Raw genomic sequence first — 24,835 nt, forward strand, 5'->3', positions numbered from 1 at the left:
GCGGTTTTTTGAAGGGGTTCAGGAAGATGGGAAAAGTTATTGAAAAATAAGGGTTAATTTAAAAACATTTACTTAATTAATTATTAACAATAAATCAACATTATTGCCAGCAGCCAAAAGCGCACAAAAAGACAAATTTAAAGTGAGGGACATGCAAAAAAAGGCGGCTCTGCGCCGCCTTTTACCGCGACATTAATGCAATACCGTCACCGCGTCCTGCAAACGGCCGGCGCGATGTTTCACCATCGACGACACCTGCGCGCTCTCTTCCACCAGCGCCGCGTTTTTGCGGGTAATGGCATCCAGCTCCGCGACGGCGCGGGTGAGATCGGAAAGCCCGTCGGCCTGTTCAGTGGTCGCCTGGCTTATCTGGCCGATTAAGCGCGTGACGTTCTCCACCTGGTTGACGATATCCTGCATCGTGCGGCCCGCCTCATGCACCTGCACCGTACCGGATTCCACCTTGCTGGCGCTGGCATCGATAAGCTTGCGGATATCATTGGCGGCATTGGCGCTGCGGTTCGCCAGATGACGCACCTCGCCTGCCACCACGGCAAAGCCCTTGCCCTGCTCGCCCGCGCGCGCCGCTTCCACGGCGGCATTGAGCGCCAGGATATTGGTCTGAAACGCGATATCGTTAATCAGCGCGGTGATGGAGCCGATGCGCTGAGTACTGTCGGCAATCTCATCCATCGTGTTAACCACGGTTTCCATCGTCTGTCCGCCGAGACGCGCCGCGTCGCTCGCCTCGCTGGAGAGCTTATCCGCCGCCGCCGCGGTGGCGGAGTTGTTCTGCACCGACGCCGCCATCTGGTTCATGGTGGTGACGGTCTGCTGCACATTGACCACCGTCTGACGGGTGCGCTCGTTAAGATCGTCATTGCCGCGCGCCAGCGTTTCACTGCCGCTGCGTACGTTGTTGACCTGGCCTGACACGTCATTCATCAGCCAGCGGCACATTAATCCAAGCTGACCGATAGCGCGCAGCGTCACGCCAACTTCATCGATGCGGTGACGATGCTCAATGCTTTGCGACTCCCCGGTGGCGATGCGCAGCGCCTGTCGCGCAACGTCCTCCACCGGGCGGACAATCTGCCACTCCAGCGCCGCGCCGCCGATAAGCAGCATCACCGCCGCCGTCAGTACCGGCGCCAGCAGCGGCGTGCCGGTGCACGCCATCACCGCCATCCAGGCGATAAACAGCGCGGCCATCACGCCGCGAAGACGCCAGCGCAGCGGCAGCGCGGGCAGTTTGCCCCACCAGCCGTTACGCAGCACCAGTCCTTTAAACAGGCGGCGCGGCTTGCGGCCTTCACGCAGGGCTTTATAAAGCGGCTCCACTGCCGCTATCTCCTGCGCGCTGGCTTTGGTGCGAATCGACATATAGCCCGTCGTTTTGCCGCCGCGCACCATCGGGGCGACGTTGGCGCGCACCCAGTAGTGATCGCCGTTTTTGCAGCGGTTTTTCACGATCCCGGTCCAGGGCTCGCCCTGTTTCAGCGTGAACCACATATCGGCGAACGCGGCTTTCGGCATATCCGGGTGGCGCACCATATTGTGTGGGCTGCCGGTGAGCTCCTGAATCGTATAGCCGCTGACGTCAACGAAATCGTCGTTAGCGTGCGTGATATAGCTTTGCAGATCGGTGGTGGACATGAGCGTGGTGTCGTTAGCGAGCGCAACATCGCGCTGCGTAACGAACGGCTGAGAAGACATAACGGCGTCCTTAGGCAGGTTATCCAATTGTTACTCTTTTTTCTGCTTTGTTATGTCGGCGATATATAAATTATCTTTAGCTGTTAAATTCGATTCAGCTCGCAATTTGCGCGTTTGCCCGTTATTTTTTATGTCCCCCGTCGATAATTTACCATCGCGATAATTTACTTAAGTGAATAGTGCGTTTTTATTATTCCAGCGTTTCCAGCGCAATATCGTTATGCGCCAGGATACAGCGGTTGCGACCACTATTTTTTCCGAAATACATGGCTTTATCTGCACGACCTATCGCCTCATGCAATGTCTCTTGCGCCAGGACGCGGGTAAGGCCGCCGGTCGCCGTAACGCATAGCGTGTCGCCGTTAACAGCGAGCGGCTGGCAACGCAGGCTGTCGCAAAAACGGACACCCGCACGGGCTGCAGCGTGCGGGGTTTCGGCCTCCAGCAGTGCGATAAACTCTTCGCCGCCGAAGCGATACACCCGCTCGCCAGGGCGCGCGGCGCTTTTCAGGCGCTGGGCTACCTGGCGCAACACATCGTCACCGGCGTTATGCCCGAGTGTGTCATTCACCTTTTTGAAGCGGTCGATATCAATAATCAGCAGCCACAGCGTCTCTTCACGCGCGCGGACATGGAGAAACGCGAAATCGTCATACAACAGGTGGCGCAACGGAAGGCCGGTCAGCGCGTCATGCAGGTTACGCAGCGAGATCAGCTGCTGGCGGTAGTCATCCACGCTCGCCACGAACTGCTGCTGCGCCGCGTGATAAGCATACAGAGAAGCGGAATCGACCTGTTTATCGGCGATAGCCTGTATTAACACGCGCGCTTTGCCGTGCATGTTTTTATGCGTGTCGTTAATGGTATCGATAAATCGGGTGTGCCGGGCCGCAATATTATCCCGTGAGGTTAACCACTGACAAAAGCGACAATAGTGATGAGACTGCGGATGAATAAAAGCATCATCCGGCTCGCTGCCTAATAATGCCAGCTCCAGGAATTTACCCGTCCACGCATAATGTAATTTAACGGCCTGGTTTAATTCTTTTAATGATAAATCGATCTGTTCTAAATCCATGCTGACCTCGTCAATCCAAAATCGCCGGCGTTATCCGAAAGCGTCAGAGCATAATAAATGACGCTAAAAGCCGCCTGGCGATAAATCAGTAAATAGCGCGATAGTTCCGGGGCGACCTGATTTCAAGGAATTATATAAAGAAACGCATCGGGTGAAATATCCGCCCCGCGGATGCGCGATGACAGCGCGCCGTCGCCCCATTCTGGTGCAATGCGGCTCGAACCCGCCTGCGACGCCTGCGTCAGCGGCAGCATGAAGCGCCGCAAGGCATTTTTAAGAATGATTTCATGCCGCGCCCCCTGAGGCTTCACAGCGGTTTATCCCGATTTTCGCGCTTTATGCCGGGGTGGCGCAAAGGCTGCAATACTTATCATCGGTATCATGTGATACGCGATCCAAAGGGGCTCATTTTGAACAGGTTACCTAACAGCGCCTCGGCTCTTGCCTGTACCGCGCACGCACTGAATCTCATCGAAAAGCGCACGCTGACGCATGAGGAGATGAAAGCACTTAACCGGGAGGTGCACGACTACTTCCAGCAGCATGTGAATCCAGGGTTCTTAGAGTATCGAAAATCAGTCACCGCTGGCGGGGATTACGGAGCCGTAGAGTGGCAGGCGGGAGGTCTTAATACGCTTGTCGACACCCAGGGACAGGAGTTCCTCGATTGTCTGGGTGGGTTTGGCATTTTTAACGTGGGGCACCGTAATCCAGTTGTCGTATCCGCCGTAGAGAATCAGCTCGCCAAGCAGCCTCTGCACAGCCAGGAACTGCTCGATCCGCTAAGAGCCATGCTCGCCAAAACCCTCGCCGCGCTGACGCCCGGCAAACTCAAATACAGTTTCTTCTGCAACAGCGGTACGGAATCGGTCGAGGCGGCGATCAAACTCGCCAAAGCGTATCAGTCGCCGCGCGGTAAATTCACCTTTGTAGCGGCCAGCGGTGCCTTTCACGGTAAATCGCTCGGCGCGCTCTCCGCCACCGCGAAAGCGGCATTTCGCAAACCGTTTATGCCGCTGCTGCCAGGCTTTCGCCATGTGCCCTTCGGCAATATCGACGCGCTGCGCGAGCTGCTGAGTGAATGCAAAAAAACCGGCGATGACGTGGCGGCCGTGATCCTGGAGCCGATTCAGGGCGAAGGCGGGGTGATCCTGCCGCCGCCGGGCTACCTGCCTGCGGTGCGTAAACTGTGCGATGAGTATGGCGCGCTGCTGATCCTTGATGAAGTGCAGACCGGTATGGGCCGCACCGGCAAGATGTTCGCCTGCGAGCATGAAAATGTGCAGCCGGACATTCTGTGTCTCGCCAAAGCGCTGGGCGGCGGCGTGATGCCGATTGGCGCGACGGTCGCGACGGAAGAGGTGTTCTCGGTACTGTTCGATAACCCGTTTCTGCACACCACCACGTTTGGCGGCAACCCGCTCGCCTGCGCGGCGGCGCTCGCCACTATCCATGTGCTGCTGGAAGAGAACCTGCCCGCCCAGGCGGAGCAGAAAGGCGACATGCTGCTGGACGGCTTCCGCCAGCTCGGACGTGAATACCCGCAGCTGGTACAGGAAGCGCGCGGTAAAGGCATGCTGATGGCGATTGAATTTGTCGATAACGAAACCGGCTACCGTTTCGCGAGCGAGATGTTCCGCCAGCGCGTGCTGGTGGCAGGCACGCTCAATAATGCCAAAACCATTCGCATTGAGCCGCCGCTGACGCTCACTATCGAGCAGTGCGAACAGGTGCTCGCCGCCGCCCGCACGGCGCTGAAAACCCTCAGCACCACGCCAAGCGACGCGGCCATCGCTGTCGAAAGCTAACCCGCAGGCAGCGCGTCGTCGCCCACAAGGGCCGACGACGCGACGCCTTTCCCGCGCCCCGGAAATTTGATTGCCATCACAATCAGCAGATTGTCTTTTTCCCTTTTGCCCGGCGATCGCTTAATCATTAACTCATCCGACCACATAACAATTATTTTACACTGGATGAGTGCAATTATGAGCTACCCGTCGCTGTTCGCCCCGCTCGATCTGGGCTTCACCACGCTTAAAAACCGCGTCCTGATGGGCTCCATGCATACGGGGCTTGAGGAGCATCCGGACGGCGCACAGCGGCTGGCGGCGTTCTATGCCGAGCGCGCCCGTCACGGCGTGGCGCTGATTGTCACCGGCGGCGTGGCGCCCTCGCCTTCCGGTGTGGCGATACAGGGCGGCGCGGTGCTTAACGACGCAAGCCTTCTCCCTCATCACCGTATCATTACCGACGCGGTGCACCGCGAGGGCGGCAAGATCGCGCTGCAAATCCTGCACACCGGGCGTTACAGCTATCAGCCGCATCCCGTCGCCCCCTCGCCCCTTCAGGCGCCGATTAACCGTTTTACGCCCCATGAACTCTCTCATGACGGGATCCTCGGCTTAATCGAGGATTTCGCGCAGTGTGCGTCTCTGGCCCGTGAGGCCGGTTACGACGGCGTGGAGATCATGGGCTCGGAAGGCTACCTGATAAACCAGTTTCTTGCGGCGCGCACCAATCAGCGCGAGGATGAATGGGGCGGCGATTACGCGCGCCGGATGCGTTTTGCCGTCGAGGTCGTGCGCGCGGTGCGCGAGCGCGTGGGCCAGGATTTCATCATCATTTACCGCCTGTCGATGCTGGACCTGGTCGAAGGCGGGTCGACGTTCGCCGAAACCGTGCAGCTTGCAAAAGCCGTCGAGGCGGCAGGCGCGACGCTGCTCAATACCGGTATCGGCTGGCACGAGGCGCGTATTCCAACCATCGCCACGCCGGTGCCGCGCGGCGCCTTCACGTGGGTGACGCGTAAACTGCGCGGGCAGACTGGTCTGCCGCTGGTGACAACCAACCGCATTAACGATCCGCACGTCGCCGAGGCGATCCTCGCGGCGGGCGATGCCGATATGGTGTCGATGGCGCGTCCGTTTCTCGCCGATGCCGAACTGCTCTCCAAAGCCGCCAGCGGGCGCGAGGCGGAGATCAACACGTGCATCGGCTGCAACCAGGCGTGCCTCGACCAGATTTTCGCCGGCAAAGTGACCTCGTGCCTGGTGAATCCGCGCGCTTGCCATGAGACGCAAATGATAGCCGCTCCTGCCCGCGCCCCGAAACGGCTGGCGGTGGTGGGTGCCGGCCCCGCCGGGCTCGCGTTCACGGTGAATGCCGCGCAGCGCGGCCATCAGGTGACGCTGTTTGACGCGAGTGCGGAGGTAGGCGGGCAGTTTAATATCGCGAAGCAGATCCCCGGCAAAGAGGAGTTTTACGAGACGCTGCGCTATTTTCGGCGGATGCTGGAGGTGACCGGCGTGACGCTGCGCCTGAATGAATGGGCCACGCCTGAGACGCTGGCGGGGTTTGATGAAATCGTGCTGGCGACGGGCATTGTGCCGCGCGTGCCGCAGATAGAGGGCATTGCTCACCCGAAGGTGCTGACGTATCTCGATGTGCTGCGCGATAAAACCCCGGTAGGCCAGCGGGTGGCGATTATCGGCTGCGGCGGTATCGGCTTTGATACCGCGATGTACCTGAGCCAGCCGGGGGAAGCCACCAGCCAGAATATCACCGAGTTTTGCGTGGAATGGGGCATCGACACCAGCCTGAACGCGCCTGGCGGCCTGCGCCCGGAAGGGCCGGTATTGCCGAAAAGCCCACGACAGATAGTGATGTTGCAGCGCCGGGCGGGCAAACCCGGTGACGGCCTCGGTAAAACCACCGGCTGGATCCATCGCGCGACGCTGCTGGCGCGCGGCGTGAAGATGGTCGCGGCGGTGAGCTATGAGCGTATCGACGAGCGCGGGTTGCATATTCTGGTCAACGGCGAGCCGCAGTTGCTGGAAGTGGATAACGTCATTATCTGCGCCGGTCAGGAGCCGCAGCAGGCGCTGGCGGCGCCGCTACGCGCGGCAGGGAAACCGGTGCATCTGATTGGCGGTTGCGATGTGGCGCTGGAGCTTGACGCCCGCCGCGCCATCGCCCAGGGCACCGAGCTGGCGCTGGAGATTTAAGGGAAAACCTGACGGCGGGTGCGCTGCGCTTATCCGCCCTACGATTGAGGCTCCCTCATAGGATGTAGGGTGGGTAAGCGTAGCGCACCCACCTTTTATTTGCGCAGGCGAAGCAGACATTACGTTGTAGGGTGGGTAAGCGAATGCGCACCCACCATTTTTAGCTCTGGCGAAGCTGACTTTAAACCGATGGTTTTACTCCGGCTAAAAAAAATCGGCCCATGAGGGCCGATTTCCGCCGGGAGCCGGGATTGCAAAGGGGGCGGCGGCGAGCCCCCTTTGCACGTTCGCGTGAGAGAAGCGCGCATAGAAACGCGGCGTGATGGCGAACGGAACGTGTTCACGACCCTCATATATTTACCCTGCCTCGCCGGTCCTCTTACGTTCTGTGACGGCGGGTGCGCTGCGCTTATCCGCCCTACGATTGAGGCTCCCTCATAGGATGTAGGGTGGGTAAGCGAAGCGCACCCACCTTTTATTTGCGCAGGCGAAGCAGACATTACGTTGTAGGGTGGGTAAGCGAATGCGCACCCACCATTTTTAGCTCTGGCGAAGCTGACTTTAAACCGATGGTTTTACTCCGGCTAAAAAAATCGGCCCATGAGGGCCGATTTCCGCCGGGAGCCGGGATTGCAAAGGGGGCGGCGGCGAGCCCCCTTTGCACGTTCGCGTGAGAGAAGCGCACATAGAAACGCGGCGTGATGGCGAACGGAACGTGTTCACCGCGCGCACATATTTCCTTCACTCCGACACGGCGGATGCGCCTTCGCTTACCCGCCTACAGAGCCACAACGGCGGGCGTGCCCTTACCGGCTCTTACGCAGCTTCACCGCTTTCAAGACCACAAACTTATTGTTGGTCGCGATGGTCGTGCAATTGCCGAAAATCTTCTTCAGCTTGCGGAAATAATCGAGATGGCGGTTGCCGACGATGCGCAGCTCGCCGCCCCATTTCAGGCAGCGGCGGGCATCCTGAAACATCTGCCAGGCGATATGATCGGTAATGGCGTGCTGCTGATGAAACGGCGGGTTGCAGAGCACCGCGTGAAAGCTTTCCGGCTCAACGCCCGTCAGCGCGTTATTGACCTGGAAATCGCAGCGCGCGAGCGCGTCCGGCTGGTTGCTTTCAACATTCAGTCGGCTTGAGGCCACGGCCATATACGACTCGTCGACAAACCGCACCCGCGCCTGCGGGTTCTGCGCCAGGAGCGTCATACCGATAACGCCGTTGCCGCAGCCGAGATCCACCATCTCCCCTTCCACCGCTTCCGGCAGATGCTGCATAAAGAAGCGCGCGCCAATATCCAGGGATGCGCGGGAAAACACGCTGGCGTGGTTATGAATCGTCCACGGGGTGCCGTCGAGTTTCCAGCTTAAAGTCTCGGGCGCGTCGTCAAGCGCCGGGGCATTGAACGCGCAATGGATCAGACGCGCCTTTTTCCAGGCGAGCGTCGTGGTCGTCGGCCCTAAAATGCTCTCAAACAGCGCAAGCGTAGAGTTATGAATATCGCGCGCTTTGGCGCCCGCGATAATGCGCGTTTGCGGCGTCGCAACCTTACGCAGCGCACGCAACTGTTGCTCCAGCAGCGCGAGCTGTTTGGGGATTTTTATTAACACCAGCGCCGGCGCGGCGGGCAGCGGGCTCAGGCTGTCCTGCATCGTCACCCGTGATTCGTCGATATCATTCAGGCGCAGGTTATGGCGCGTGGCCTGATGCGCGATAAAGGAGTCGTTGATGCTGACCGGGCGGGTGTGCGCAAGCGCGCAGGCGAGCGCGCCGAAGCTGTCGTTGAAAATCAGCACCGGGCCGCCAGGCTGTTCAACCTGTTGCAGCAGGTATTCATCCGCCGCTTCCCAGGCCTGCAGCGGCGTCTCTTCCGGCATTGGCGGAAAACGCTGCAGCGTCAGTGTTTGATTAAGTAACTCCACCTGGCTCATCGGCCCTCCCGAATGGTAAAATCCGCGCGTTTTATCCCTTAATTACACCCCTGAGTAAACCTTTTTTTCACCCGCTGAGGCCGTGATGACCACACTGACGTATCTCCAGGGCTACCCGGAATCGCTGCTTGCCCAGGTGCGCACGCTGATAGACCAGAATCGCCTCGGCGAGGTGCTGGAAAAGCGTTATCCGCACAAGCATCTGATTACCACCGATAAAGCGCTGTACGACTACGCGCAGGGGCTGAAAAACCGCTATCTGCGCAGCGCTCCGCCGCTGAATAAAGTGGCCTATGACAACAAAATCCACGTGATGAAACACGCGCTCGGGCTGCATACCGCCATCTCACGCGTGCAGGGCGGGAAGCTGAAAGCGAAGGCGGAAATTCGCGTCGCTACGGTGTTTCGCCAGGCGCCGGAGGATTTTCTGCGGATGATCGTGGTGCATGAGCTGGCGCATATTAAAGAGAAAGCGCATAACAAAGCCTTTTATCAGCTTTGCTGCCATATGGAGCCGCAGTATCATCAGCTCGAATTCGACACCCGCCTGTGGCTGACTCAACTGACGCTTGCGCAAAGCGGCGGCCAGACGCCGTAGCGCGAACTTTTTTGCAAGGATGCATCATGACAATCCCTTCCCGCTGGAAACGCTTTTTCGCCGTGACCGCCCTGCTGGCGTTCACCGGCGCGCTGCTGTCGGTTATCGCGATTATCGCCGCCGACCGCACGGTCACACGCGCCGCTGACGGCAGGCTGTATGAAGCGGTCGCGAACACGCCGGCCCGCAAGGTCGGGCTGGTGCTGGGCGCCCGCCCCGACAACCGTTTTTTCAACCGACGCATCGAGGCTGCGGCGGCGCTCTACCACGCGGGGAAAGTCTCCTGGCTGCTGGTAAGCGGCGATAACAGCCGCGCCGATTACGACGAACCGACGGCGATGGCCGAAGCGCTGAACCGTCGCGGCGTGCCTGCCACGGCGATTTTCTGCGACTACGCCGGTTTTTCGACGCTCGACTCGGTGGTGCGCGCCCGCGAAGTGTTTCAGGAGACCCGCATCACGATTATCTCGCAGGCGTTTCATAACGCGCGCGCGGTTTACCTGGCGCAACATTACGGCATCGACGCCATCGGCTTTAACGCCGAAGATCCGGCACTCCGGCATACTCAGTACACGCTGCTGCGCGAACGGTTCGCCCGCGTGCGTGCGGTGCTGGATGCGCGCTGGCTTCGCCGCGAGCCGCATTTTCTCGGCCCGAAGGTGGCGATAGGCCCCAACGACGCGCCGCGCGGGTGCAATATTTACGCCGCCACGCCGTAGCGTTCTGCGCTCGCGCGCACTGGTTTTGTCATTTACGCGTGTTACTCTGAAAAGATATTCACTGCCGGAGAAGACACGCCTTTATGATACGTTTCGCCGTTGTTGGAACGAACTGGATCACCCGCCAGTTTGTCGATGCCGCCCACGAGACGGGCAAATTCACGCTGACCGCCGTCTACTCCCGAAGCCTCGAACAGGCGCAGGCGTTCGCCAGCGATTACCCGGTGGAGCATCTCTTCACCTCGCTTGAGGCCCTGGCGCAGAGCGACGCCGTCGACGCGGTCTACCTCGCCAGCCCCAACGCGCTGCACTTTTCGCAGTCGTGCCTGTTTCTGAACCATAAAAAGCATGTGATTTGCGAAAAGCCGCTGGCCTCTAACCTGCGGGAAGTGGAAGCGGCTATCGCCTGCGCGCGTGAAAATCAGGTGGTGCTGTTCGAGGCGTTCAAAACCGCCAGCCTGCCGAATTTTATCGCGCTGCAACAGGCGCTGCCGAAAGTGGGCAAACTGCGCAAGGCGCTGTTTAACTACTGCCAGTATTCCTCGCGCTACCAGCGCTATCTTGATGGCGAAAACCCGAATACCTTTAACCCGGCGTTTTCAAATGGCTCTGTCATGGATATCGGTTTTTATACGCTCGCCAGCGCCGTCGCGCTGTGGGGTGAACCGCATGACGTGAAAGCCACCGCCAGCCTGCTGGAGAGCGGCGTAGACGCGCACGGCACCGTCCAGATGAACTACGGCGATTTCGGCGTCACGCTGCTGCACTCCAAAGTGAGCGACTCGACGCTGCCGAGCGAAATTCAGGGCGAAGCGGGCGCGCTGGTCATTGAAAAACTCTCAGAATGCCAGCGCATTACCTTTATTCCGCGCGGCGGAAAACCGCAGGAACTGACCCTGCCGCAGCATATTAATACTATGCTGTATGAAGCAGAAACGTTCGCCCGCCTGGTGGAAGAGCACGAAGTCAATCATCCGGGCCTTGCGGTCAGCCGTACGACAGCCAAACTGCTCACGGAAATTCGCGCCCAGACCGGCGTAAGATTCCCGGCCGATGACGTCAGCGCGCCGCTCCCGGCGTAAAGCTTTGTAAAAGCGCCCCGGCAAGACATTGACCGCATAAATGTCCTGTAATATTTTGTTACTTGCAAAGGGGAGTAACTTCATTGTCGACGGTCGTCATTACGATGCCATGCATCCGGTCGTCGGGCAGCGAGTCCGTTATCAGCACGTTGGCAGCAATGCTTGCGACGCGCGGATAACGCGGCGGCTGTAAGTGAGACCTTGCCGGAAGGCGAGGTCTGTGCGGTGCTCTTAAGCAAAGCGGCTGACGTCTTCTGACGTTAGCCTTTTTTGTTTTTGAGGATTTAGCTTATGAATACTGTCGGCACTCCCTTGCTGTGGGGCGGTTTCGCCGTCGTCGTGGTGATTATGCTGGCTATCGACCTTCTGCTTCAGGGGCGTCGCGGCGCGCACGCTATGACCATGAAGCAGGCGGCCGCCTGGTCTATCGTCTGGGTATCGCTTTCTCTGCTGTTTAACGCCGCGTTCTGGTGGTATCTCACCGGCACCGCCGGACGTGAGGTTGCGGATACGCAGGCCCTTGCCTTCCTGACCGGTTATCTCATCGAAAAAGCCCTCGCGGTGGATAACGTCTTTGTCTGGCTGATGCTGTTCAGCTATTTCGCCGTGCCGCCTGCATTGCAGCGCCGGGTGCTGATTTACGGCGTACTGGGCGCTATCGTGCTGCGTACCATTATGATTTTCGCCGGCAGCTGGCTTATCACGCAGTTTGAATGGCTGCTCTACGTCTTCGGCGCGTTCCTGCTCTTTACCGGCGTGAAAATGGCGCTGGCGAAAGAAGATGAAGGCGGAATCGGCGATAAGCCGCTGGTGCGCTGGCTGCGCGGGCATCTGCGCATGACGGACAGCATCGAAAGCGAGCACTTTTTTGTGCGTAAAAACGGCCTGCTCTACGCCACGCCGCTGCTGCTGGTGCTGATAATGGTCGAACTGAGCGACGTGATTTTCGCGGTGGACAGCATCCCGGCTATCTTTGCTGTCACGACCGACCCGTTTATCGTGCTGACCTCTAACCTGTTCGCCATCCTCGGTCTGCGCGCCATGTACTTCCTGCTGGCGGGCGTGGCGGAGCGCTTCTCAATGCTGAAATATGGTTTGTCGGTCATCCTGGTGTTTATCGGTATCAAGATGCTGATTGTCGACTTCTACCACATCCCGATCGCGATTTCGCTTAGCGTGGTGGGCGGCATTCTGGTCGTGACGCTGCTGATTAACGCCTGGGTGAACCATCGCAATGACAGGAAAAAACTGGCGGAGTAATTCGCTGCGCTGAGGCTAACGACGCCGCCCGTGATGACGCGGGCGGCGTTTTTTTATCAGTGAGTACTGCCCGCGCTTTTGCAATGCGCGCCATGATGGAATTGTTGATTTTGTCACAATACCGTTAATAGATAGTTAAAAAACGGGAGCACTTCAGAAAATCCAGCACTATCCCCTTCCTCCGGGCCGACAAATCCCTATACTCGTCCGTGCAAACTTTTGTTACATCCTGAATAAACGTGGCTTAAGAACACGACGTGGATGCAACCACATCACTTCTGAAGGAAATAGGTATGACGACGCAATCTCAGGGCGGCGGTCTGCTGCGCCGCCTGGCGCAGGGCAGTCTGGTAAAACAGATCCTGGTGGGCCTGGTGCTCGGTATTCTGCTCGCCTGGGTTTCTAAACCCGCCGCCGTCGCCGTCGGGCTGCTCGGCACGCTGTTTGTCGGCGCGCTGAAGGCCGTGGCTCCGGTGCTGGTGCTGATGCTGGTGATGGCGTCCATCGCCAACCACAAGCACGGGCAGAAAACCAATATCCGCCCGATCCTCTGGCTCTATCTGCTGGGCACATTCTCCGCGGCCCTGACCGCCGTGCTGTTCAGCTTCCTCTTCCCCTCGACGCTGCATCTGGTGGCGGGCGCGACGGAAATCACGCCGCCGACAGGCATCGTGGGCGTGTTGCGTGACTTGCTGCTCAGCATGGTGGCAAACCCGGTAGACGCGCTGCTGAAGGGCAATTACATCGGCATTCTGGTCTGGGCTGTGGGTCTCGGCTTCGCGCTGCGCCACGGCAATGAGACGACCAAAAACCTGGTCAACGATATGTCCGACGCGGTCACCTTTATGGTGAAGCTGGTGATCCGCTTCGCTCCCATCGGTATTTTCGGCCTGGTCGCGTCCACGCTCGCCACCACCGGTTTCGACACGCTGTGGGGCTATGCGCAGCTGCTGGTGGTGCTGGTCGGCTGTATGCTGCTGGTGGCGCTGGTGATAAACCCGCTGATCGTGTTTGCGAAAATTCGCCGCAACCCGTATCCGCTGGTGTTCGCCTGCCTGCGTGAAAGCGGCGTGACGGCGTTCTTCACCCGCAGCTCGGCGGCGAATATTCCGGTTAATATGGCGCTGTGCGAGAAGCTCAATCTGGATCGCGATACGTACTCGGTGTCGATCCCGCTTGGCGCGACCATCAATATGGCAGGCGCGGCGATCACCATTACGGTGCTGACGCTCGCGGCGGTGCATACGCTCGGTATTGCAGTGGATGTACCGACCGCGCTGCTGCTGAGCGTGGTGGCGTCGCTGTGCGCCTGTGGCGCGTCGGGCGTGGCGGGCGGTTCGCTGCTGCTGATCCCGCTGGCGTGCAATATGTTCGGCATCCCGAACGACGTCGCCATGCAGGTAGTGGCGGTGGGCTTTATCATCGGCGTATTGCAGGATTCCTGCGAAACCGCGCTGAACTCCTCCACCGACGTCATCTTCACCGCGGCCGCGTGCCAGGCGGAAGATGCGCGTCTCGCAAGCAACGCGCTGCGTAACTGACGCCTCGCCGGCGGTCTGCGGGCCGCCGGTGTTTTACCCCTTCTCCACTACCTCTTTTTCGACCTTAAACGGATCGATGCCGCGTTTTTTCATCCGCCAGAAACGAATGATGTTCAGGCCGTTAATGATAAGAAAACTGCCTTCAATCAGCGTGCCGCCGATGGAGCCAATCCAGAAGTTGTGCGTGACCCAGCAGGCGGTGGAGCACCACATCACGCAGCGGGTGGTCAGCCCCGTACAGCGAAACAGCGCCCAGGTGCTGGCGACGGTGCCGATGACAGGCAGCAGTTCGATGACATGATGCAGCTTTACGAGGCCGAGCGTCAGGGTGAGGACGATAAACAGCGTCATCACCCACAGGCTGCGGGTACGCAGCGAAATCACCGTTCGCAGCGCGTTCAGCTCCGCGCTCATTCCGGCAGGCGTTGCGCCCATCAGAAAAAAGTGACCGCCGATAACGGCGCTATAGAGCGCCAGTTGCAGCTTGAAGCGCCGCTCGTCGCGGTTGAAAAAGGTGGTGATGCCGATAAGAAAGGCGATGACCCCAACGCCCTGGGCAAGCCAATACGCGGTCATGAAGGATCCTTGTCGAAAAAAGAAACGGCGCTTCAAATAATGAAACGCCGTTTTATCTTAGCAGAGCGAAGGCATGCTACAAAGTGACGCCGCTTTTAAAAATAGCCAGCTCGCGGAAGTCATTTTTCTCGTTACAGGTCGGCTTGCCGGAGGCAATCTCCACAATGCTGTCGACAAATTTCTCCAGCAGTTGCGGCATCGCGGTGCCGTGCAGCAACTGACCCGCGTCGAAGTCTATCCAGTGCGGTTTTTTCGCCGCCAGCTCGCTGTTGGTAGCAATTTTCACCGTCGGCACAAAGCCGCCATAAGGCGTGCCGCGTCCGGTGCTGAACAGCACCATATGGCAGCCTGCGCCCGCCAGCGCGCTGGTGGCGACGGCGTCATTACCCGGCGCGCTCAGCAGATTAAGCCCCGGGGTATGCAGACGCTCGCCGTAGCGCAGCACGTCCACCACCTGGCTTGCCCCGGCCTTCTGGGTACAGCCGAGCGATTTCTCTTCAAGCGTGGTGATGCCCCCGGCTTTGTTGCCCGGCGACGGGTTTTCGTAAATCGGCTGGTTGTGGGCAATAAAGTACTGTTTGAAGTCGTTCACCATGGTGACGGTTTTCTCAAACGTCGCTTCATCGCGGCAGTGGCTCATCAGAATACGCTCCGCGCCGAACATCTCCGGTACTTCGGTCAGCACCGTGGTGCCGCCGTTGGCAATCACGTAGTCGGAGAAACGCCCCAGCATCGGGTTGGCAGTGATGCCGGACAGGCCGTCCGAGCCGCCGCACTCCAGCCCAAACTTCAGCTCGCTGAGTTTACCCGGCTCGCGTCGGTCATGACGCATCGCCTCATACAGCGCGTGGAGATGCTCAAGGCCCACCTCCACTTCATCGTCCTGGTGCTGGCAAACCATAAAATGCACGCGCGCCGGGTCGAAAGCGCCCAGCGTGTCGCGAAACGCGTCCACCTGATTGTTCTCACAGCCCAGACCAATCACCAGCACCGCCCCGGCGTTCGGGTGACGCACCATGTTTTGCAGCATGGTGCGGGTATTAATGTGGTCGTCGCCAAGCTGCGAACAGCCATAGGTATGGCTGAAGAGAAATACGCCGTCGATGTCTTCGGCGTCGTTTGTTTCTTTAAGGAAACGGTTCTGGATCTGCCGCGCGATGCCGTTGACGCAGCCCACGGTCGGCAGGATCCAGAGTTCGTTGCGAATGCCCACTTCGCCGCTTGCGCGGCGGTAGATTTGCACCTCGCGGTCGCCCATTTGCTGGCTGGTGTGGGGCGCTTCGGGTTGATAGCTATACTCGTCCAGATCGCTGAGATTGGTGCGGGTATTATGGGAGTGAATATGTTCGCCTGGCGCGATATCCGCCAGCGCATGGCCTATCGGCAGGCCATATTTAATGACGTTCTCTCCCTGCGCGATGGGCAGCAGCGCAAACTTATGCCCGCGCGTCACTGGCTGAAGCAGCATGACGGAGATCCCGTCAATGACGATGACCGTGCCTTCGGCCAGATCCGCCAGCGCTACCGCAACGTTATCCTGCGAATGGATCCTGATGTATTGCATATCAACCTCAAAGGGCCTTAGTTGAGTTCAATGGCGAAGTAGTCGCGGGCGTTGTTGAAGCAGATGTTTTTCACCATCTCGCCCAACAGGTCGATATCCGCGGGCGCTTCGCCGGCTTCCACCCAACGGCCGATCATCTGGCACAGAATGCGGCGGAAGTATTCATGACGGGTATAGGACAGGAAGCTGCGGCTGTCGGTCAGCATGCCGACGAAGCGGCTCAGCAGGCCAAGCTGCGCGAGCTGGGTCATCTGACGCTCCATGCCGTCTTTCTGATCGTTAAACCACCAGCCGGAGCCGAACTGCATCTTGCCTGGCATCCCTTCGCCCTGGAAGTTGCCGATCATGGTGCCGAGCACTTCGTTATCGCGCGGGTTCAGGCAGTAAAGAATGGTTTTCGGCAGCAGGTTGTCTTCGTTCTGTTTGCTCAGCAGTTTTGACAGCGCTTCCGCCAGCGGACGGTCGTTAATGGAGTCAAAACCGACGTCCGGCCCCAGCAGTTGGAACTGGCGCTGGTTGTTATTGCGCAGCGCGCCGATGTGGTACTGCTGCACCCAGCCGCGACGGGCATATTCCGCCCCCAGCCAGACCAGCACGGCAGTTTTAAACTGCGCCACTTCATGCTCGCTTAACGTCTCGCCCGCCAGACGGCGCGCCAGAATGCTGTCGAGTTCAGCTTCGTTCGCCTCGGCAAACAGCACCACATCCAGCGCGTGGTCCGACACTTTACAGCCGTGGGCGGCGAAGTGATCGAGACGCTTCGTCAGCGCGGTTTGCAGGTCGGTGAAGCGCCGAATCTCGGTATCGGAGACTTCAGCGAGCTTCGCCATGTAATCGTTAAAGGTCGGCTGCTCAATGTTGAACGCTTTATCCGGACGCCAGCTCGGCAGCACTTTGACGCTGAAGCTGCTGTCCTGCGCGATGGTCGCGTGATGCGCCAGCGAATCCACCGGATCGTCGGTGGTGCCGACCATTTTCACCTTCATCTGCTGCATGATGCCGCGCGCGCTGAACGCGTCCTGCGCCAGCAGGTCATTGCACTGCTCCCAGATTTCATCCGCGGTTTTCGGCGACAACAGTTTGCCGGTGATACCAAACGGACGGCGCAGCTCCAGATGGGTCCAGTGATAGAGCGGGTTGCCGATGGTATGCGGCACGGTGGCGGCCCACGCGTCGAACTTCTCGCGGTCGCTCGCATCGCCGGTACACAGACGCTCCGGCACGCCGTTGGTGCGCATCGCGCGCCATTTGTAGTGGTCGCCTTTCAGCCAGATGTCATACAGGTTTTTAAAACGGTAATTTTCGGCAATCTGCTGCGGCGGCAGGTGGCAGTGATAGTCGAAAATTGGCTGGTCTTTAGCGTAGTCGTGGTACAGGCGGCGGGCAAATTCAGTATCGAGCAGGAAATCTTCGGTCATAAACGGGGTCATTTTATGCTTCCTCTGAGCCAGTATTTCAGATGCGTTAGCATGATGCTGACAAAGTTATCACACCAATTTCCAGTGACCGAAGCTATTTTCGTGAGTCAGATCAATAAAAGCACACAAATAAAGTACCCTTTTCGGAGTAAACACCGCCCCAGCCCGCGCCACCTCTGGCTTCGCGCCGCCCCTGACGTAACCCTACAAAGAAAGATGCTTTTGTGATGGCTCTCAACTTTTAAAGCTGTATGACAAGTTATCTTTCTGCCGTCGCAACATATAAACCCACGGAATGTATTGAGGGATGAGCATTCATCCCATTAGCCGGAACGGATACCGGATTGATCCCATGAATACTGAATGGCAAGGCGTGGGCGGCACCGATAACACCTCCGGCGCGCCTCCCGTTACTGAATGAGTAGCCCGTAAACCTGGCGACACGCTGGCCTGCGGGGCGAACGATTAAACGATGAGGTTTCCAATGCGTAAAATTAAAGGGTTACGATGGTACATGATTGCACTGGTGACGCTGGGCACCGTGCTGGGCTACCTGACCCGTAACACCGTGGCGGCCGCAGCGCCAACCCTGATGGAAGAGCTGCACATCTCCACGCAACAATACTCTTATATCATTGCGGCCTATTCCGCAGCGTACACCGTCATGCAACCGGTGGCAGGTTACGTGCTGGATATCCTCGGCACCAAAATCGGCTACGCCTTCTTCGCTGTCACCTGGGCGGTGTTCTGCGGCGCAACCGCGCTGGCAGGCAGCTGGGGCGGCCTGGCGCTGGCGCGCGGCGCAGTGGGCGCGGCCGAAGCGGCGATGATCCCGGCGGGCCTGAAAGCCAGTTCTGAGTGGTTCCCGGCGAAAGAGCGCTCCATCGCGGTGGGTTATTTCAACGTGGGTTCTTCTATTGGCGCCATGATCGCGCCGCCGCTGGTGGTGTGGGCCATCGTCATGCACAGCTGGGAAATGGCCTTTATTATCTCCGGCGTGCTGAGCTTCGCCTGGGCGATGGCCTGGCTGATTTTCTACAAACATCCGCGCGATCAGAAAAAACTGACGGAAGAAGAGCGCGAATACATCATTGGCGGTCAGGAAGCGCAGCATCAGACCAACAATTCCAAAAAAATGTCGCCGTGGCAGATAGTCCGCACCCGGCAGTTCTGGGGCATCGCGCTGCCGCGCTTCCTGGCGGAACCGGCCTGGGGCACATTCAACGCCTGGATCCCGCTGTTTATGTTTAAAGTGTACGGCTTCAACCTGAAAGAGATCGCCATGTTCGCCTGGATGCCAATGCTGTTCGCGGATCTCGGCTGTATCGTCGGCGGCTACCTGCCTCCGCTGTTCCAGCGCTGGTTTGGCGTGAACCTGATTGTCTCCCGTAAACTGGTCGTCACCATGGGCGCGGTGCTGATGATTGGCCCTGGCATGATTGGCCTGTTTACGAGCCCGTATGTCGCGATTGCGCTGCTGTGCGTCGGCGGTTTCGCGCACCAGTCGCTCTCCGGCGCGCTGATTACGCTCTCTTCCGACGTATTTGGCCGTAACGAAGTAGCGACCGCCAACGGCCTGACCGGCATGGCCGCCTGGACGGCAAGCACCCTGTTCGCTCTGGTGGTCGGCGCGCTTGCCGATACGCTTGGCTTCAGCCCGCTGTTCGCCGTTCTGGCGGTGTTCGACCTGCTGGGCGCGCTGGTTATCTGGACGGTACTGAAAAACAAACCCGCCAGCGAGCTTGAACAAGAAGCGCGAAGTGGCACCCCCGTCACACAACACTGATTAATCTTTCTGAAAGCCGCCTGCGGGCGGCTTTTTCATGGGCGTCGAGTGGAGGGTACACCGGAAAAGTGGTATAACAAATCTAAGCAGTATTGTGTTCACTGGAGTCGCACATGGAAATCGCAGAACCGCGTCGTCTGTATCAACAACTCGCCGCCGAGCTTAAGCAACGCATTGAAAACGGCGTTTATCAGGTGGGTGAAAAACTGCCTGCCGAGCGCGTTATCGCCGATGAGAAAAACGTCAGCCGCACCGTGGTGCGTGAAGCCATCATCATGCTGGAAGTCGAAGGCTACGTTGAGGTGCGTAAAGGCTCCGGTATTCATGTGATTGCAAACCAGGCCAAACACCATGCGTCCGCCCCCGAGCAGGAGTTTGAATTCGCAAGCTATGGCCCGTTTGAACTGTTACAGGCCCGCCAGCTTATCGAGAGCAATATCGCCGAATTCGCCGCCACGCAGGTCACCAAGCAGGACATTATCAAACTGATGGAGATCCAGGAGAAAGCGCGTAATGAGAAATTCTTCCGCGACTCCGAATGGGATTTGCAGTTTCACGTTCAGGTGGCGCTCGCGACGCAGAACAGCGCGCTCGCAGCGATTGTCGAAAAAATGTGGACGCAGCGCGTTCATAACCCGTACTGGAAAAAACTGCACGAACATATCGATTTGCGCACCGTCGATAACTGGTGCGACGATCACGATAACATCCTTAAGGCGCTGATTCGTAAAGACCCGCACGGCGCCAAACTCGCCATGTGGCAACATCTTGAGAACACCAAACAGATGCTGTTTAACGAAACCAGCGACGACTTTGAATTCAACGCCGACCGCTACCTTTTTGCGGAAAATCCGGTGGTTCACCTCGACGCGGCGGCAAACAGCGAAAAGTAATCCCTTCCTGGCGCGAGGGTAAGCAAACCATATATAGTGTCAGCGTGTGTAAATACCCTCGCCAGCGTTACTGTCGGAAAGCAAAATCATTCTTCAACAAAGCATGATTTCTGTGACGCATCAGGCAGAGCTTTGTTACAATTAGACGCATTTCCTGGTTAAAAAGTTAGCACTTGCTAACTTCTCTCATCGCACATGGAGCCGTGCTGGTACCAGGAATGCACAGAGCGCTGTTGACGTCCTTCATACCTCAGAAATGTCGCAATGCTATCTGTTCTACCCCATTGGCTTTAACCGATGTGCCAGGATCACTGAATGGAACTTTTGACACAATTACTCACCGCGCTCTGGAGCCAGGACTTCGAAACGCTGGCCAACCCTGGCATGATCGGCATGCTCTACTTTGTGCTGTTTATGATCCTGTTCCTGGAAAACGGTCTGCTGCCCGCCGCCTTTCTGCCGGGCGACAGCCTGCTTGTGCTGGTGGGCGTGCTTATCGCCAAAGGCGCGCTGGGGTATCCGCAAACGGTGCTGCTGTTGACGGCCGCCGCAAGCCTCGGCTGCTGGGTGAGCTACATCCAGGGGCGCTGGCTTGGCAACACGCGCATTGTACAGAACTGGCTGTCGCATCTGCCCGCGCATTATCACCAGCGGGCACATCATCTGTTCCATAAACACGGGCTGTCGGCGCTGCTGATTGGCCGCTTTATCGCGTTTGTGCGCACGCTGTTGCCCACCATCGCGGGTCTCTCCGGCCTCAATAACGCCCGTTTCCAGTTCTTCAACTGGATGAGCGGCCTGCTGTGGGTGCTGATTCTTACCACGCTCGGTTATCTGCTCGGCAAAACGCCGGTATTCCTGAAATATGAAGACGCCCTGATGTCCTGCCTGATGCTGCTGCCGGTAGTATTGCTGGTGATTGGCCTGGTCGGCTCGCTTGTTGTGCTATGGAAGAAAAAACACGGAAACCGGAGCTAAAGGATGGCGTTCACCCCCCCACTTTCCCGTCGTCTTACGCTGACGCTTGCGGCAGGTACGCTGCTGGCGGCAGCGCTGCTTTGCTGGGCTGCGCTGCAAAAGCATGAAACCACGCTTGAGATCCGCGCGGTGTCGCAGGGCGCCATGATCCCGGACGGCTTTTCCGTCTGGCACCATCTCGACGCCAATGGCATTCGTTTTAAAAGCATTACGCCCCAGGATAACATCCTGCTGATTAAGTTTGACTCCAGCGATCAGAGCGAAGCCGCGCGCAAAGTGCTCTACCGCTCGCTGCCGCGCGGCTTTGTTATCGCCCAGCAGGAAGAAAAAAGCCTCACCCCCGCCTGGCTCTCACGCCTGCGCCACGATTTTCAGCGCCTGGGATAACCCTTCCAGGAATCTGAATCTTTTCACAGACTTTGGGGTTTGCGTCATTACTTACTATGCTTGAGTAAGCGCAACCCATTGTCTTGTCCGCGCTATTAACACCGGAACCGCGTCTGGCCTGCGTCTGACGCAACACAATGGAAGGTATGACCATGAATTACCGCACAGTACTGGCCTTAGCCCTTTTTTCCTGGAACGCCGCGGCACTGGCCGCCTCTCCCTGCGAAGAAAAAGCGCAGGAGATTGAAAAAGAGATCCGCTACGCGGAGCAGCATCAGAACCAGGGCCGCATTGACGGGCTGAAAAAAGCGCTAAGTCAGGTACGCAACAACTGCCGCGACGGCGACGTTATCGCCGCGCATCGACAGAAAGTGGCAGAGAAGGAAGCGGAAGTGGCCGAGCGCCGCGCCGAATTGCATGAGGCAACGCAAAAAGGCGATGCCGATAAAATTGCCAAACGTCGCCACAAGCTTGCGGAAGCTGAGCAAGAGCTTAAGGCGCTGAAAGCTCAAGATTACTGAGCTTATGGATAACCCTCACTTATCAGGAGAGCATTATGTCAAAAGAAAATTCCGATCACCTGCGCGCTGAGTTGAAATCGCTTGCCGATACGCTGGAAGAAGTGCTGACCGCCTCCGGGGATAAATCGAAGGAAGAGATGAGCAAACTGCGCAATAAAGCAGAGCGCGCGCTGAAAGACACTCGCTATCACTTAACCGAAACCGGCGATGTGATTGCCAAACAGACCCGTGAAGCCGCGGCGCGTGCGGAAGATTACGTGCGTGAAAACCCGTGGACCGGCGTAGGTATCGGTGCGGCCATCGGCGTCGTGCTGGGCGTACTGCTGACGCGGCGCTGATTATGACGGAGCCTCGTCACGCGCAAGGGCCGGGTAAAAGCGTTCTCGGCATCGGACAACGTATCGTCACCGTGCTTGTTGAGATGGTGGAAACCCGTTTACGGCTCGCCGTGGTGGAGCTGGAAGAGGAGAAAGCGAATCTCTTTCAGTTGCTGCTGATGACTGGCCTGACGATGCTGTTTGCCGCCTTTGGACTGATGAGTCTGATGGTGCTGCTCATCTGGGCAGTGGATCCGCAGTATCGCCTTAACGTCATGATAGGCACCACCGTCACGCTGTTCGTACTGGCGCTGATTGGCGGTATCTGGACGCTTAAGAAATCGCGTCAGTCGACGCTTCTGCGCCATACGCGACATGAGCTCTCTAACGACCGCCAGTTGCTGGAGGATGACAAGTCATGAGCATGAGCAAAGCCGAGCGCGAAAGGCGCAAAGCGCTGCTGCTCAGTCAAATCCAGCAGCAGCGGCTGGATATGGCCGCCAGTCGTCGCGACTGGCTGGCTGTCACCGGCTCCTACGACCGCAGCTGGAATACGTTAATTAGCCTGCGTTCATGGGCCGTGGTCGGCAGTAGCATCATGGCCATCTGGACCGTTCGTAACCCGAACTTCCTGATGCGCTGGGGCAAGCGCGCCTTCGCCGCCTGGAGCGCCTGGCGCCTGGTGAAGACCACAATGCGACAACAGCTTCCCTGACGCTCACGCCTCTCCCCGGAGAGGCGTTTTTTTATCCCTTCCATATCCTTCATTATTTTTGAATAAGTTTGCCAGTTTTCCTTGCTTACATTCCCATCACAGTCGCCCTATGATTCTCTCCATCAACAGCGGAACGCGGATAACCCCGCGCAAAGCAACCCTTTAAACACTGATAGCGTTTCGTCATGAAGCGGGTTTTCCTGGAGAGTAAAATGAAAAAATTCGAAGATGCTGGCGTACTGGTGGCACGTATTCTGATGCCGATTCTGTTTATCGTGGCGGGCTTTGGCAAAATTACCAGCTATGCGGGCACGCAGCAGTATATGGAAGCAATGGGTGTACCGGGCTTTATGCTGCCGCTGGTTATCCTGCTTGAGTTCGGCGGCGGCCTGGCGATTATCTTCGGCTTCCTGACCCGCACTACGGCGCTCATCACTGCGGTCTTTACCCTGCTGACGGCGTTCCTGTTCCACAGCAACTTCGCGGAAGGCGCTAACTCCATTATGTTCATGAAGAACTTCTCCATCGCAGGCGGTTATCTGCTGCTGGCGCTGATGGGGCCTGGCGCATACAGCCTGGATCGCCTTCTGAAAAAGAACTGGTAATTGATGACCCGGCAGGCGGCCTTCACCGCCTGCTTTTTGCCATACTCAGGGAAGTTATTTAACAGGAGAACATCATGGGACAACTGATCGACGGCGTCTGGCACGACACCTGGTATGACACCAAATCTACCGGCGGGCGCTTTAAGCGCACCTCAGCGGCCTACCGTAACTGGGTAACCGCTGACGGCGAGCCGGGCCCGACGGGCGAAGGCGGCTTTGCCGCGCAAAAAGATCGCTACCATCTCTATGTATCACTCGCCTGCCCCTGGGCGCACCGCACGCTCATTATGCGCAAGCTCAAAGGTCTTGAGCCGTTTATCTCCGTTTCGGTCGTGCATCCGCTGATGCTGGAAAATGGCTGGACGTTTGGCGACGATTTCCCGGCGGCGACCGGCGACACGCTGTATCAGCACGATTTTCTCTATCAGCTCTACCTCCAGGCCGATCCGCACTACTCCGGGCGCGTGACCGTGCCGGTGCTCTGGGATAAAGAGCGCCAGACCATCGTGAGCAATGAATCCGCAGATATCATCCGCATGTTTAACACCGCGTTTGACGCCCTGGGCGCGCGTGCCGGCGATTACTACCCGCAGGCGCTGCGCGCGGAGATCGACGAGCTGAACGGCTGGATTTATGACACCGTCAATAACGGCGTCTATAAGGCGGGCTTCGCCACCAGCCAGCAGGCGTATGATGAAGCGGTGGAACAGGTGTTCGCCTCGCTGTCACGGCTGGAGCAGATCCTCGGCCAGCAGCGCTATCTGGCTGGCGATAAGCTTACTGAAGCCGATATTCGTCTCTGGACGACGCTGGTGCGTTTCGATCCGGTCTATGTCACGCACTTTAAGTGCGATAAGCACCGCATCAGCGATTACCTGAACCTGCATGGCTTTATGCGCGAGATCTACCAGATGCCGGGCATCGCGGAGACGGTCGATTTCGGGCACATCCGCCACCACTATTATTGCAGCCACAAAACTATCAACCCCACCGGGATAATCTCTATCGGCCCGTGGCAGGATCTTGATGAGCCGCACGGGCGCGACGAGCGCTTCCGCTAATCCGCTTCGCCCTAAGCCTCTTCTGAAAAATGCGCCGTTCCGACGGCGCTCACATTTTCTGTTTTCCCCCAGGTCGTTT

25 protein-coding genes are annotated in these 24,835 nt (G+C 58.1%); 17 read left to right on the plus strand and 8 right to left on the minus strand.

What is annotated here, in order from left to right:
• Positions 1-192 precede the first annotated feature (192 nt).
• The 3 genes from AFK63_RS16010 to AFK63_RS21435 form a co-directional block, all read right to left on the minus strand.
• Complete coding sequence (locus AFK63_RS16010; protein WP_038865352.1) at positions 193-1,716, minus strand: methyl-accepting chemotaxis protein; 1,524 nt, start codon at positions 1,714-1,716, stop codon at positions 193-195.
• Between the two features lie 190 nt (positions 1,717-1,906).
• On the minus strand, positions 1,907-2,794 hold the full coding sequence (locus AFK63_RS16015) for a diguanylate cyclase (RefSeq protein ID WP_038865354.1): 888 nt from the start codon (positions 2,792-2,794) through the stop codon (positions 1,907-1,909).
• Between the two features lie 122 nt (positions 2,795-2,916).
• Complete coding sequence (locus AFK63_RS21435; protein ID WP_155884339.1) at positions 2,917-3,105, minus strand: hypothetical protein; 189 nt, start codon at positions 3,103-3,105, stop codon at positions 2,917-2,919.
• 99 nt (positions 3,106-3,204) lie between these two features.
• Between AFK63_RS21435 and ygjG the strand changes: the two genes are divergently transcribed.
• Entirely contained in the window at positions 3,205-4,602 is a 1,398-nt protein-coding gene (gene ygjG, locus AFK63_RS16020; RefSeq protein WP_071603741.1) for a putrescine aminotransferase, read from the plus strand.
• Here ygjG and AFK63_RS21735 read toward each other — a convergent pair.
• Positions 4,599-4,730 (minus strand): hypothetical protein, encoded by a 132-nt coding sequence (locus tag AFK63_RS21735; protein ID WP_263656816.1) that lies wholly within the window; start codon positions 4,728-4,730, stop codon positions 4,599-4,601. The two genes, ygjG and AFK63_RS21735, sit on opposite strands and share 4 nt — an antisense overlap.
• 49 nt (positions 4,731-4,779) lie before the next feature.
• Between AFK63_RS21735 and AFK63_RS16030 the strand changes: the two genes are divergently transcribed.
• Positions 4,780-6,798, plus strand: a complete 2,019-nt coding sequence (locus tag AFK63_RS16030; RefSeq protein ID WP_038865356.1) for an NADPH-dependent 2,4-dienoyl-CoA reductase — start codon at positions 4,780-4,782, stop codon at positions 6,796-6,798.
• Positions 6,799-7,604: 806 nt separating this feature from the next.
• Here the strand turns inward: AFK63_RS16030 and rlmG are convergent.
• Entirely contained in the window at positions 7,605-8,735 is a 1,131-nt protein-coding gene (gene rlmG, locus AFK63_RS16035) for a 23S rRNA (guanine(1835)-N(2))-methyltransferase RlmG (protein ID WP_038865363.1), read from the minus strand.
• Between the two features lie 85 nt (positions 8,736-8,820).
• Between rlmG and AFK63_RS16040 the strand changes: the two genes are divergently transcribed.
• From AFK63_RS16040 to sstT, 5 genes are all read left to right on the plus strand, one after another.
• Positions 8,821-9,333 (plus strand): M48 metallopeptidase family protein, encoded by a 513-nt coding sequence (locus tag AFK63_RS16040; protein ID WP_038865365.1) that lies wholly within the window; start codon positions 8,821-8,823, stop codon positions 9,331-9,333.
• A gap of 26 nt (positions 9,334-9,359) precedes the next feature.
• Entirely contained in the window at positions 9,360-10,052 is a 693-nt protein-coding gene (locus AFK63_RS16045; RefSeq protein ID WP_038865366.1) for a SanA/YdcF family protein, read from the plus strand.
• 83 nt (positions 10,053-10,135) lie between these two features.
• Positions 10,136-11,134, plus strand: a complete 999-nt coding sequence (locus AFK63_RS16050; RefSeq protein ID WP_038865368.1) for a Gfo/Idh/MocA family protein — start codon at positions 10,136-10,138, stop codon at positions 11,132-11,134.
• Between the two features lie 291 nt (positions 11,135-11,425).
• Entirely contained in the window at positions 11,426-12,394 is a 969-nt protein-coding gene (locus AFK63_RS16055) for a TerC family protein (RefSeq protein WP_038865370.1), read from the plus strand.
• A 293-nt stretch (positions 12,395-12,687) separates the two neighbouring features.
• On the plus strand, positions 12,688-13,935 hold the full coding sequence (sstT, locus tag AFK63_RS16060; protein ID WP_038865372.1) for a serine/threonine transporter SstT: 1,248 nt from the start codon (positions 12,688-12,690) through the stop codon (positions 13,933-13,935).
• A gap of 33 nt (positions 13,936-13,968) precedes the next feature.
• Here the strand turns inward: sstT and AFK63_RS16065 are convergent, their stop codons facing one another.
• From AFK63_RS16065 to uxaC, 3 genes are all read right to left on the minus strand, one after another.
• Positions 13,969-14,511: a YgjV family protein gene (locus AFK63_RS16065; RefSeq protein WP_038865374.1), complete on the minus strand. Its 543-nt coding sequence runs from the start codon at positions 14,509-14,511 to the stop codon at positions 13,969-13,971.
• Positions 14,512-14,587: 76 nt separating this feature from the next.
• Entirely contained in the window at positions 14,588-16,075 is a 1,488-nt protein-coding gene (locus tag AFK63_RS16070; RefSeq protein WP_038865375.1) for a UxaA family hydrolase, read from the minus strand.
• Positions 16,076-16,092: 17 nt separating this feature from the next.
• Complete coding sequence (gene uxaC / locus AFK63_RS16075; RefSeq protein ID WP_038865376.1) at positions 16,093-17,505, minus strand: glucuronate isomerase; 1,413 nt, start codon at positions 17,503-17,505, stop codon at positions 16,093-16,095.
• A gap of 472 nt (positions 17,506-17,977) precedes the next feature.
• Here uxaC and AFK63_RS16080 point away from each other — a divergent pair, with 472 nt between their 5' ends.
• The 10 genes from AFK63_RS16080 (at position 17,978) to AFK63_RS16125 (ending at position 24,756) form a co-directional block, all read left to right on the plus strand.
• Positions 17,978-19,279: an MFS transporter gene (locus AFK63_RS16080; protein WP_038865377.1), complete on the plus strand. Its 1,302-nt coding sequence runs from the start codon at positions 17,978-17,980 to the stop codon at positions 19,277-19,279.
• 113 nt (positions 19,280-19,392) lie between these two features.
• Complete coding sequence (gene exuR / locus AFK63_RS16085) at positions 19,393-20,172, plus strand: transcriptional regulator ExuR (RefSeq protein ID WP_038865378.1); 780 nt, start codon at positions 19,393-19,395, stop codon at positions 20,170-20,172.
• Between the two features lie 315 nt (positions 20,173-20,487).
• The gene (gene yqjA / locus AFK63_RS16090; protein ID WP_038865379.1) at positions 20,488-21,150 is read left to right on the plus strand and encodes a DedA family general envelope maintenance protein YqjA; all 663 of its coding nucleotides are present in this window, start codon (positions 20,488-20,490) and stop codon (positions 21,148-21,150) included.
• Between the two features lie 3 nt (positions 21,151-21,153).
• On the plus strand, positions 21,154-21,537 hold the full coding sequence (gene mzrA, locus AFK63_RS16095; protein ID WP_038865386.1) for an EnvZ/OmpR regulon moderator MzrA: 384 nt from the start codon (positions 21,154-21,156) through the stop codon (positions 21,535-21,537).
• A 152-nt stretch (positions 21,538-21,689) separates the two neighbouring features.
• Positions 21,690-22,058, plus strand: a complete 369-nt coding sequence (locus tag AFK63_RS16100; RefSeq protein ID WP_038865429.1) for a DUF1090 domain-containing protein — start codon at positions 21,690-21,692, stop codon at positions 22,056-22,058.
• Between the two features lie 35 nt (positions 22,059-22,093).
• Entirely contained in the window at positions 22,094-22,396 is a 303-nt protein-coding gene (locus AFK63_RS16105; RefSeq protein ID WP_038865390.1) for a DUF883 family protein, read from the plus strand.
• Between the two features lie 2 nt (positions 22,397-22,398).
• Complete coding sequence (locus AFK63_RS16110; RefSeq protein ID WP_038865394.1) at positions 22,399-22,797, plus strand: phage holin family protein; 399 nt, start codon at positions 22,399-22,401, stop codon at positions 22,795-22,797.
• Positions 22,794-23,090 (plus strand): YqjK-like family protein, encoded by a 297-nt coding sequence (locus tag AFK63_RS16115; RefSeq protein WP_038865398.1) that lies wholly within the window; start codon positions 22,794-22,796, stop codon positions 23,088-23,090. The genes AFK63_RS16110 and AFK63_RS16115 overlap by 4 nt, the downstream gene beginning before the upstream one ends.
• A gap of 212 nt (positions 23,091-23,302) precedes the next feature.
• Positions 23,303-23,695: a DoxX family protein gene (locus AFK63_RS16120; protein ID WP_038865404.1), complete on the plus strand. Its 393-nt coding sequence runs from the start codon at positions 23,303-23,305 to the stop codon at positions 23,693-23,695.
• A gap of 74 nt (positions 23,696-23,769) precedes the next feature.
• The gene (locus AFK63_RS16125; RefSeq protein ID WP_038865408.1) at positions 23,770-24,756 is read left to right on the plus strand and encodes a glutathione S-transferase family protein; all 987 of its coding nucleotides are present in this window, start codon (positions 23,770-23,772) and stop codon (positions 24,754-24,756) included.
• The last annotated feature ends 79 nt before the right edge of the window (positions 24,757-24,835 follow it).

The organism is Cronobacter muytjensii ATCC 51329, from assembly GCF_001277195.1.
GTDB lineage: Bacteria > Pseudomonadota > Gammaproteobacteria > Enterobacterales > Enterobacteriaceae > Cronobacter > Cronobacter muytjensii.

Coding starts and splice junctions, on each gene's coding strand:
- AFK63_RS16010 (WP_038865352.1), bottom strand. CDS start 1,716: ATGTCTTCTCAGCCGTTCGTTACGCAGCGCGATGTTGCGCTCGCTAAC.
- AFK63_RS16015 (WP_038865354.1), bottom strand. CDS start 2,794: ATGGATTTAGAACAGATCGATTTATCATTAAAAGAATTAAACCAGGCC.
- AFK63_RS21735 (WP_263656816.1), bottom strand. CDS start 4,730: ATGATTAAGCGATCGCCGGGCAAAAGGGAAAAAGACAATCTGCTGATT.
- AFK63_RS16030 (WP_038865356.1), top strand. CDS start 4,780: ATGAGCTACCCGTCGCTGTTCGCCCCGCTCGATCTGGGCTTCACCACG.
- rlmG (WP_038865363.1), bottom strand. CDS start 8,735: ATGAGCCAGGTGGAGTTACTTAATCAAACACTGACGCTGCAGCGTTTT.
- AFK63_RS16040 (WP_038865365.1), top strand. CDS start 8,821: ATGACCACACTGACGTATCTCCAGGGCTACCCGGAATCGCTGCTTGCC.
- AFK63_RS16045 (WP_038865366.1), top strand. CDS start 9,360: ATGACAATCCCTTCCCGCTGGAAACGCTTTTTCGCCGTGACCGCCCTG.
- AFK63_RS16050 (WP_038865368.1), top strand. CDS start 10,136: ATGATACGTTTCGCCGTTGTTGGAACGAACTGGATCACCCGCCAGTTT.
- AFK63_RS16055 (WP_038865370.1), top strand. CDS start 11,426: ATGAATACTGTCGGCACTCCCTTGCTGTGGGGCGGTTTCGCCGTCGTC.
- sstT (WP_038865372.1), top strand. CDS start 12,688: ATGACGACGCAATCTCAGGGCGGCGGTCTGCTGCGCCGCCTGGCGCAG.
- AFK63_RS16065 (WP_038865374.1), bottom strand. CDS start 14,511: ATGACCGCGTATTGGCTTGCCCAGGGCGTTGGGGTCATCGCCTTTCTT.
- AFK63_RS16070 (WP_038865375.1), bottom strand. CDS start 16,075: ATGCAATACATCAGGATCCATTCGCAGGATAACGTTGCGGTAGCGCTG.
- uxaC (WP_038865376.1), bottom strand. CDS start 17,505: ATGACCCCGTTTATGACCGAAGATTTCCTGCTCGATACTGAATTTGCC.
- AFK63_RS16080 (WP_038865377.1), top strand. CDS start 17,978: ATGCGTAAAATTAAAGGGTTACGATGGTACATGATTGCACTGGTGACG.
- exuR (WP_038865378.1), top strand. CDS start 19,393: ATGGAAATCGCAGAACCGCGTCGTCTGTATCAACAACTCGCCGCCGAG.
- yqjA (WP_038865379.1), top strand. CDS start 20,488: ATGGAACTTTTGACACAATTACTCACCGCGCTCTGGAGCCAGGACTTC.
- mzrA (WP_038865386.1), top strand. CDS start 21,154: ATGGCGTTCACCCCCCCACTTTCCCGTCGTCTTACGCTGACGCTTGCG.
- AFK63_RS16100 (WP_038865429.1), top strand. CDS start 21,690: ATGAATTACCGCACAGTACTGGCCTTAGCCCTTTTTTCCTGGAACGCC.
- AFK63_RS16105 (WP_038865390.1), top strand. CDS start 22,094: ATGTCAAAAGAAAATTCCGATCACCTGCGCGCTGAGTTGAAATCGCTT.
- AFK63_RS16110 (WP_038865394.1), top strand. CDS start 22,399: ATGACGGAGCCTCGTCACGCGCAAGGGCCGGGTAAAAGCGTTCTCGGC.
- AFK63_RS16115 (WP_038865398.1), top strand. CDS start 22,794: ATGAGCATGAGCAAAGCCGAGCGCGAAAGGCGCAAAGCGCTGCTGCTC.
- AFK63_RS16120 (WP_038865404.1), top strand. CDS start 23,303: ATGAAAAAATTCGAAGATGCTGGCGTACTGGTGGCACGTATTCTGATG.
- AFK63_RS16125 (WP_038865408.1), top strand. CDS start 23,770: ATGGGACAACTGATCGACGGCGTCTGGCACGACACCTGGTATGACACC.